8 protein-coding genes are annotated in these 6,221 nt (G+C 74.6%); 2 read left to right on the top strand and 6 right to left on the bottom strand.

Annotation, left to right across the window (positions count from 1 at the left end; genetic code table 11):
• Positions 1–146 precede the first annotated feature (146 nt).
• The 4 genes from IEZ06_RS30430 to IEZ06_RS30415 all read right to left on the bottom strand — a co-directional run bounded on the left by IEZ06_RS30430 (position 147) and on the right by IEZ06_RS30415 (position 2,799).
• The gene (locus tag IEZ06_RS30430) at positions 147–1,103 is read right to left on the bottom strand and encodes an ABC-2 membrane transporter-related protein (RefSeq protein WP_189240126.1); all 957 of its coding nucleotides are present in this window, start codon (positions 1,101–1,103) and stop codon (positions 147–149) included.
• Positions 1,100–1,954, bottom strand: a complete 855-nt coding sequence (locus IEZ06_RS30425; RefSeq protein WP_189240125.1) for an ABC transporter ATP-binding protein — start codon at positions 1,952–1,954, stop codon at positions 1,100–1,102. The genes IEZ06_RS30430 and IEZ06_RS30425 overlap by 4 nt, the downstream gene beginning before the upstream one ends.
• Positions 1,951–2,343 (bottom strand): GntR family transcriptional regulator, encoded by a 393-nt coding sequence (locus IEZ06_RS30420; RefSeq protein WP_189240124.1) that lies wholly within the window; start codon positions 2,341–2,343, stop codon positions 1,951–1,953. The genes IEZ06_RS30425 and IEZ06_RS30420 overlap by 4 nt, the downstream gene beginning before the upstream one ends.
• 81 nt (positions 2,344–2,424) lie before the next feature.
• A complete protein-coding gene (locus tag IEZ06_RS30415) occupies positions 2,425–2,799 on the bottom strand; it encodes a DUF4406 domain-containing protein (protein WP_189240123.1) in 375 nt (124 codons plus the stop codon).
• A gap of 49 nt (positions 2,800–2,848) precedes the next feature.
• On the opposite strand from IEZ06_RS30415, the gene IEZ06_RS30410 reads away from it, so the two are divergent.
• Entirely contained in the window at positions 2,849–3,598 is a 750-nt protein-coding gene (locus IEZ06_RS30410) for a DeoR/GlpR family DNA-binding transcription regulator (RefSeq protein ID WP_189240122.1), read from the top strand.
• Between the two features lie 77 nt (positions 3,599–3,675).
• On the opposite strand, the gene IEZ06_RS30405 is transcribed toward IEZ06_RS30410, so the two are convergent.
• Complete coding sequence (locus tag IEZ06_RS30405) at positions 3,676–4,521, bottom strand: helix-turn-helix domain-containing protein (protein WP_203872254.1); 846 nt, start codon at positions 4,519–4,521, stop codon at positions 3,676–3,678.
• A gap of 102 nt (positions 4,522–4,623) precedes the next feature.
• On the opposite strand from IEZ06_RS30405, the gene IEZ06_RS30400 reads away from it, so the two are divergent.
• A complete protein-coding gene (locus tag IEZ06_RS30400) occupies positions 4,624–5,337 on the top strand; it encodes an SDR family oxidoreductase (RefSeq protein WP_203872255.1) in 714 nt (237 codons plus the stop codon).
• On the opposite strand, the gene IEZ06_RS30395 is transcribed toward IEZ06_RS30400, so the two are convergent.
• Complete coding sequence (locus IEZ06_RS30395) at positions 5,330–6,046, bottom strand: uridine kinase family protein (RefSeq protein ID WP_229798923.1); 717 nt, start codon at positions 6,044–6,046, stop codon at positions 5,330–5,332. The two genes, IEZ06_RS30400 and IEZ06_RS30395, sit on opposite strands and share 8 nt — an antisense overlap.
• Positions 6,047–6,221: the final 175 nt, after the last annotated feature.

Genomic DNA, 6,221 nt, shown 5'->3' with positions numbered 1-6,221 from the left:
CTCCTCATCGCGTAGGGGAACGGATTGGAATCCCCCTCCTTCAGGAGGGGGAGGACGTCAATTCCACTCCCCCGTAGGGGGCGGCAACGTCACCGTACCCGTGCGGGTGCGTCCGACGGCATCGATTTCCGGCGGAGCTTGACGGCCTACACCCTGCGCCGGAGCGTGCGGTGGACGGTCAGGCCGGCGAACGCCAGGGAGGCGGCGGTCAGGAGGGCGGCCTCGGTCCACTGGAAGCGCCAGAACCGCGACGGCGGGTGGAAGTAGACCGCGTAGCGGTAGCCCTCGCCGAACAGGCACCGCTCGTACGCCTCCTGGTTCCGGCTGCTCCGCCCGGCGTCCGGCCGGCGGGGGCAGACCCCGGCGGGTGGTTCCGCGAGCTCCCTCCCCGCCGGGTCGATCCAGGCCCCGCTCACCAGCCGGGCGTCGGGATCGGCGAGGAAGGTGGCGTCCGACAGCACGGTCCGCGCCGGTTCGGCGTAGTGATCGCTCAGGCCGAACAGGGTGAACATGGTCACCGTGATCCCCGCGACGACCAGCGCCATCGCCGGGAGGGTGCGCCGCAGCAGCGCCCCGGCCGCGGTGCCCAGCATGAAGGCGTACAGCCACCACGCGGCCGGGGCCACCCCGACCATGTTGAAGACGCCGATGTTGCCGAACAGGTCGTTCCGTTGGAAGACCGGCCGCCAGAGACTGACCATCACCGACAGCGCCAGCCCCGCGGCGGCCGCCAGGGCGCCGAGCACGGCGAGCTTGACGGCCAGCCAGCGGCGGACGGAGACCGACTGGGTCCAGACCAGCCTGTGCGTGCCGCGCTCGTACTCGCGGCCCAGCAGCGGCGCGCCCCAGAACGCGCCGATCAGCGCGGGGGCGATGATCGGCATCCAGCCGAAGACGGTGTAGACGGCGTCGTAGCGGTCGGCGAGCGCCGTCGCCAGGTCCCAGCAGGCGGGGGCGGAACCCGGGCAGCCGGGCGGCGCGTGGCCGGAGATGTGGAGCTCCGCTTCCACCGCCGAGCCGAGCAGGAGCAGGCCGAGCGCGGCCAGCAGGGCGGCGGTGACGAGGATCTGCGCCCGGTGCTGGCGCCAGGTCAGCCAGATCACGCTCTCACCGCCGCGGGGGCGGGCAGCGCGGCAGCCTCCGGGCTGCGCAGGTAGGCCATCACCAGCTCCTCCAGGTCGGCCGGGCGGGCGCTCCAGCGCGGGTCGGGCACCGGCGCGCCCCGTACCAGCAGCCGGACCTGCCTGCCGGTGCGGCTCGCCTCCACCACCCGCGCCCGGCCGGCCGGGCCGTCGGCGAGACCGGCCGGGCCGGTCAGCACCACGTGCTCGGTGAGCAGGTCGTCGATGTCACCGCTGACCTGCACCCGGCCGCCGTTGAGCACGACCAGCCAGTCGCAGCCCTCCCGCAGGTCGGCGATGACGTGCGAGGAGATCAGGACCGTCAGCGGGCGGTCGGCGACCTCGACCATGAGCGCCCGCATGACGTCATGCCGGGCCAGCGGGTCGAGGTTGGCGAGCGGTTCGTCCAGCACCAGCAGGTCGGGGCGCCTGGCCAGTGCGACGGTGAGTGCGACCTGTGCCTGCTGCCCGCCGGAGAGCCCGGAGACCCTGCGGTTCAGCGGGATGCCGAGCCCGGCCAGCCGGGCGGCGGCGTAGGAGTCGTCCCAGCCGGGGTTCAGCCGCCGCCCGAAGGCGAGCGTCTCGGCGACCGTGAAGGAGTCGTACAGCGGTTTGTCCTGGGCCATGAAGGCGACCTCGCCCGCGATGTCGACCGTCCCGGTGGTCGGGGTGAGCAGTCCGACGGCCGTGTGCATCAGCGTGGTCTTGCCCGCGCCGTTGGGGCCCACCAGGGCGGCGACCCGGCCGGGCGGTACGGCCAGCGAGCAGTCGCGCAGCACCCAGCCGCGCCGGCGGCGCACGCCCAGGCCGGTCGCCTGAAGTGCGGGGGTCATGCCGTCTCCTCCCTCGGGGATCCGGCGAGTGCCAAGGCGAAGAGCGTCTCCATGTCGTCCCGGTCGAGACCGGCCGCGCGGGCCTGCCGTACCCACTCGTCCAGGCTCCGGCGCAGGGCGGTGTGCCCGGCCAGCCGGGCGCCGCCGATCGAGCGGCGGACGAAGGTGCCCAGTCCGGGCCTGCCTTCCACGAGACCCTCGCGCTCCAGCTCGCGGTAGGCCTTGAGCACCGTGTTCGGATTGATGGCGAGGGCGTCGACCACCTCCCGGGCGGTGGGCAGCCGGTCGCCCGGCCGCAGCGTGCCCAGTCGGAGGGCCTGTCTGACCTGCTGTGCGAGCTGGAGGTAGGTCGCCATCCCCGACCCCCGGTCGAGGTGGAACTCGATCACCGTAATCCACCCTTTCACTAATCGATTAGTGAAAGGGTGGATTACGGTGATCGAGGAAGTCAAGTCATGGCCGGAGAGCGGTCAGTCGCACTCCTCGATGGACCGGTAGCCGGGGACGTCCTCGAGCCGGTGGTAGACGGGCAGGCCGCGCTCCCGGGCGATCCGGACGTCCTGGTCGGCGCCGGTGGACTCGCCGGGCAGCCGCAGCACCGCGTCGCAGTGCCGCAGTAGGCGTTCCGCGGTGGGGTACATGATCTGCTCGGCCACCGGGTCGGCCGGTCCGGTGCCGCCGGCGCCGCGCAGCACGGGGAGCGCGACCCACTCGCCGATCATGGGGACGTGACCGCTGCGGAAGATCGGCCACGCCGCCTCCTCCAGCCGGGCCAGGTTGCTGGCCATCAGGTCCGGGTCGTCGTCGGTGCCCGAGCGGTACGGGCCTGCGATCAGAATGAGCATGGCGTCGACCATATCGTGCAATAATCGGAAAAAACAAGGAGAAACGTGCATGCTTGCCGCTCAACGTCGTGACCTGCTGCTCGAACGCCTGCACAGGGACGGCCGCATCGTCGCCAAGGACCTCGCCGCCGAACTCGGCATGTCCGAGGACAGCATCCGCCGCGACCTGCGCGACCTCGCCGCGGCGGGCCTGTGCCAGCGCGTGTACGGCGGCGCGCTGCCCGCGTCGCCCGCGACGGCCGACTACGCCGCACGCCAGGACGTCCAGGTGTCCGGCAAGCGGCGGGTGGCGGCCGCCGCGGCCGCGCTGGTCGAGCCGGGCAGCACGGTGATCATCGACGGCGGCACGACCGCCCTGGCCGTCGTGCACGCGCTCCCCCCCGACCTGCGGGCCACCGTCGTGACGCACAGCCCGACCGTGGCGAGCGCGCTGGCCGGCCACCGGGACGTGGAGGTCTACCTGATCGGCGGGCGGCTGTTCAAGCACTCGATGGTCGCCTGCGGCGCCGCCGCGATGGAGGCCGCGCGGGGACTGAACGCCGACCTCTTCCTGCTCGGCGTGACCGGAGTCCATCCCGAGGCGGGGCTGACCACCGGTGACGCCGACGAGGCCGCGATGAAACGCGCCCTGGCGCGCCGGGCCGCCGACACCTACGTGCTGGCGAGCTCGGAGAAGATCGGCGCGGCCTCCCGGTTCGCCGTGCTGCCCCTGGCCGAGATCGCCGGAGTGGTCACCGACGCGAGCGCGGACGATCCGACGGTGCGGGCGCTGGACGCGCCGGTCCTCCACGCCCTGTAGCGGCTCACCCGGGGGCGTCCGTCGAGCCGTCGCCGTCGTACTCGCGGAGAGCTTCGACCAGACGGTCGTCCCGGCGGTCAGCGGCGCCCGTGGGCGCCCGTGTCTCCGGCGGCCATGGCCAGCAGCACCAGGGCGTCATGCTCGGCGGTGCCGGGTGCCGCCTGGTAGACCAGCATCCGCTGGTCGCCGCCGGCGGTGACCAGCACCTCGTTGGACAAGGTGAGCGAGCCGATCACCGGGTGCCGGAACGCGGTCTCGCCGCCGCGCTTGACCGCGACCTCGTGCCGGCGCCACAGCTCGGCGAACTCACCGCTGGCCGAGGAGAGCTCGGCGACCAGCGCGGCGGCCGGCTCCGGGGCGGTCAGCTCGGCCGTGTGCAGATGCGCGACGCCGTTGCGGGCCACCCGGTCCCAGTCGGCGAAGACCGTCTTCGCGGCCGGGTGCAGGAAGGTGTACCGGATCGCGTTGCGCCGTCCGGGCGGCCAGTCGCCGAGCCCGGACATCAGCGCCAAGCCCTCCGGGTTGGCGGCCAGCACGTCGTTGACCTCGCTGAGCACGTACGCCGGGCTGGGCCGGACCGACTCCAGCAGCAGCCGCAGGCCGGAGCGGACCGGCTGCGGGTCGGCGGCGCGGCGGCGCGGCGTCCGTCCGGCGGCGCGGTCGGCGAGGGCGAGCAGGTGGGCGTGCTCATCGTCGGTGAGCCGCAGGACCCTGGCCAGTGCGTCCAGCACCGAGTCGCTGGGCGCGGTCTCGCGGCCCTGCTCGATCCGGGTGTAGTAGTCCACGCTCACCCCGGCCAACGCGGCCAGTTCCTCCCGGCGCAGTCCGGGGGTGCGGCGGGCGCGCGGCCCCGCGGGCAGCCCGACGTCGGCCGGGCCGATCCGCCCGCGCCGGATCCGGAGGAACTCCGCCATCGCGTTCATGCCTCCGAGTGTGCCACCGGGCGGTCCGCTCCTGGGTGGCCGTGCCGCACCCAGGTACCGCGCGGCCTTCCCGGCTCCCGGGGAGCGGCGGAGACTCGGGGCATGACCAACGTAATGATCATCGGTGGCGGATCCGGGATGGGTCTGGCCCTGGCCCGGACCGTGCTCGCCGACGGGATGGACGTGACGATCGTCGGCCGGTCCGCGGACCGGCTCGCGGCGGCCCGGACGGAGCTGGAGCGGACCGGGCGGGGGCGGGTGGACACGGTGCCGGCGGACATCGGCCGGGAGGAGGACGTGGCCGGGCTGTTCGCCCGGGGGAAGCGGGTGGACCATGTGGTGGTCACCGCGGTGGACGCGACCGGGGCGTACGGCCGGACCGCCGACCTGGCCACGGCGACCGCCAGGAGCGTCGTGGACACCAAGCTGCTCGGTGCCTGGCTGGTCGGCAAGCACGGCGCCGGGCGGGTCACCGGGTCGATCACGTACACCTCGGGCATCAACGCCTACCGGCCGAACGGGTCGAACACGATCGTGGCCGCGGTCAACGGGGCGCTCGCCTCACTGGCGTACGGGCTGGCGGTCGAGCTGGCGCCCGTGCGGGTGAACGTGGTCTCCCCCGGGTGGGTGGACACCCCCGTCTGGGACCAGCTCGGCATGGACAAGCAGGCGGCGTTCGCCGAGCTGGCCGGGCGGCTCCCCGCGCGGCGCATCGGCACTCCCGATGACATCGCCCAGGCATTCGTGTCGGTGATGCGCAACGGGTTCATCACCGGGACGGTGCTGCACGTCGACGGCGGCCACCGCCTCACCTGAACGGGCGAGGCCGCCGCCCGGGCGTCCGTCGATGTCCCCGGCCTTCCGGGCGCCGCTGCGCGCCTCGCGGGCCGCGACCGGACGCGGGATCATCCGGGTCCCCGGGGGGCCTCTCCGCAGGGGCTTCGGCGGGTGCGGCGACCGCGGCGAACTCCCCCGGGACCGCCGCGCCGTCGACCAGCAGGTCGGCGCGTTCGCGGGTCCGGTCGGCGGCGAACCACTCGTCCTCGGCGCGCATCCAGGCCCGCCACTGCGGCTCCAGGTGCGCGCCGTCCCGGGCCAGGGCGCGGGCCAGCCGCAGCTCGCGCGGCGCCTCCACCCACACCGCGTAGGCGACCGGGGCCGTACGGCGGGCCGTGCTCACGCCCTCCAGCACCAGGACGGGCGCGACCGGCACGTCCACCCGCTCGGCGAACACGCCCCGCGCCCAGTCGTAGCGGCGGTAGCCGCCGGCCCGGCCCGCCGCCAGCGGGCCGAGCACCTGGTCCTCGACGTGCCCGAACCAGGCGTCCGGCGGCTCGTCCCACGGCACCGGGAAGTCGTCGCTGTGCACCACCTGGGCGTCCAGAGCGCGGGCGAGCCGCCCGGCGAAGGTGGTCTTCCCCGAGCCGCCGGGCCCGTCCACCGCGACGATCCGCACCGGCCCGCACGACGGCGGCAGCGCCCCGACCATCGCGGCCAGGTCCGGGAAGGAGATCGTCGCCGCCATCCCCCCATCGTGCCACCCGGCCGCGCGGGACCCGTCGGCCGGGAGCGGCGGGGACCATGCGGCCCGGCCGGGTAAGGACGGCGGGGCGGGGAGACGGCGGGGAGCGTGCCGCCCGGCCGGGCGAGGACGGCGGGGCCGGGGGCGGCGGGGGAGGAGACACGGAGGTTACTCACGG

The sequence above is a fragment of the Planomonospora antibiotica genome (assembly GCF_014647955.1).
GTDB classification, from domain to species: domain Bacteria; phylum Actinomycetota; class Actinomycetes; order Streptosporangiales; family Streptosporangiaceae; genus Planomonospora; species Planomonospora parontospora.
Note: the sequence above shows the minus strand (reverse complement) of the source record. Positions and strands in the feature narration are given on the sequence as shown.

Coding starts and splice junctions, on each gene's coding strand:
- IEZ06_RS30425 (WP_189240125.1), bottom strand. CDS start 1,954: ATGACCCCCGCACTTCAGGCGACCGGCCTGGGCGTGCGCCGCCGGCGC.
- IEZ06_RS30415 (WP_189240123.1), bottom strand. CDS start 2,799: ATGCTCATTCTGATCGCAGGCCCGTACCGCTCGGGCACCGACGACGAC.
- IEZ06_RS30405 (WP_203872254.1), bottom strand. CDS start 4,521: ATGAACGCGATGGCGGAGTTCCTCCGGATCCGGCGCGGGCGGATCGGC.
- IEZ06_RS30400 (WP_203872255.1), top strand. CDS start 4,624: ATGACCAACGTAATGATCATCGGTGGCGGATCCGGGATGGGTCTGGCC.
- IEZ06_RS30410 (WP_189240122.1), top strand. CDS start 2,849: ATGCTTGCCGCTCAACGTCGTGACCTGCTGCTCGAACGCCTGCACAGG.
- IEZ06_RS30395 (WP_229798923.1), bottom strand. CDS start 6,046: ATGGCGGCGACGATCTCCTTCCCGGACCTGGCCGCGATGGTCGGGGCG.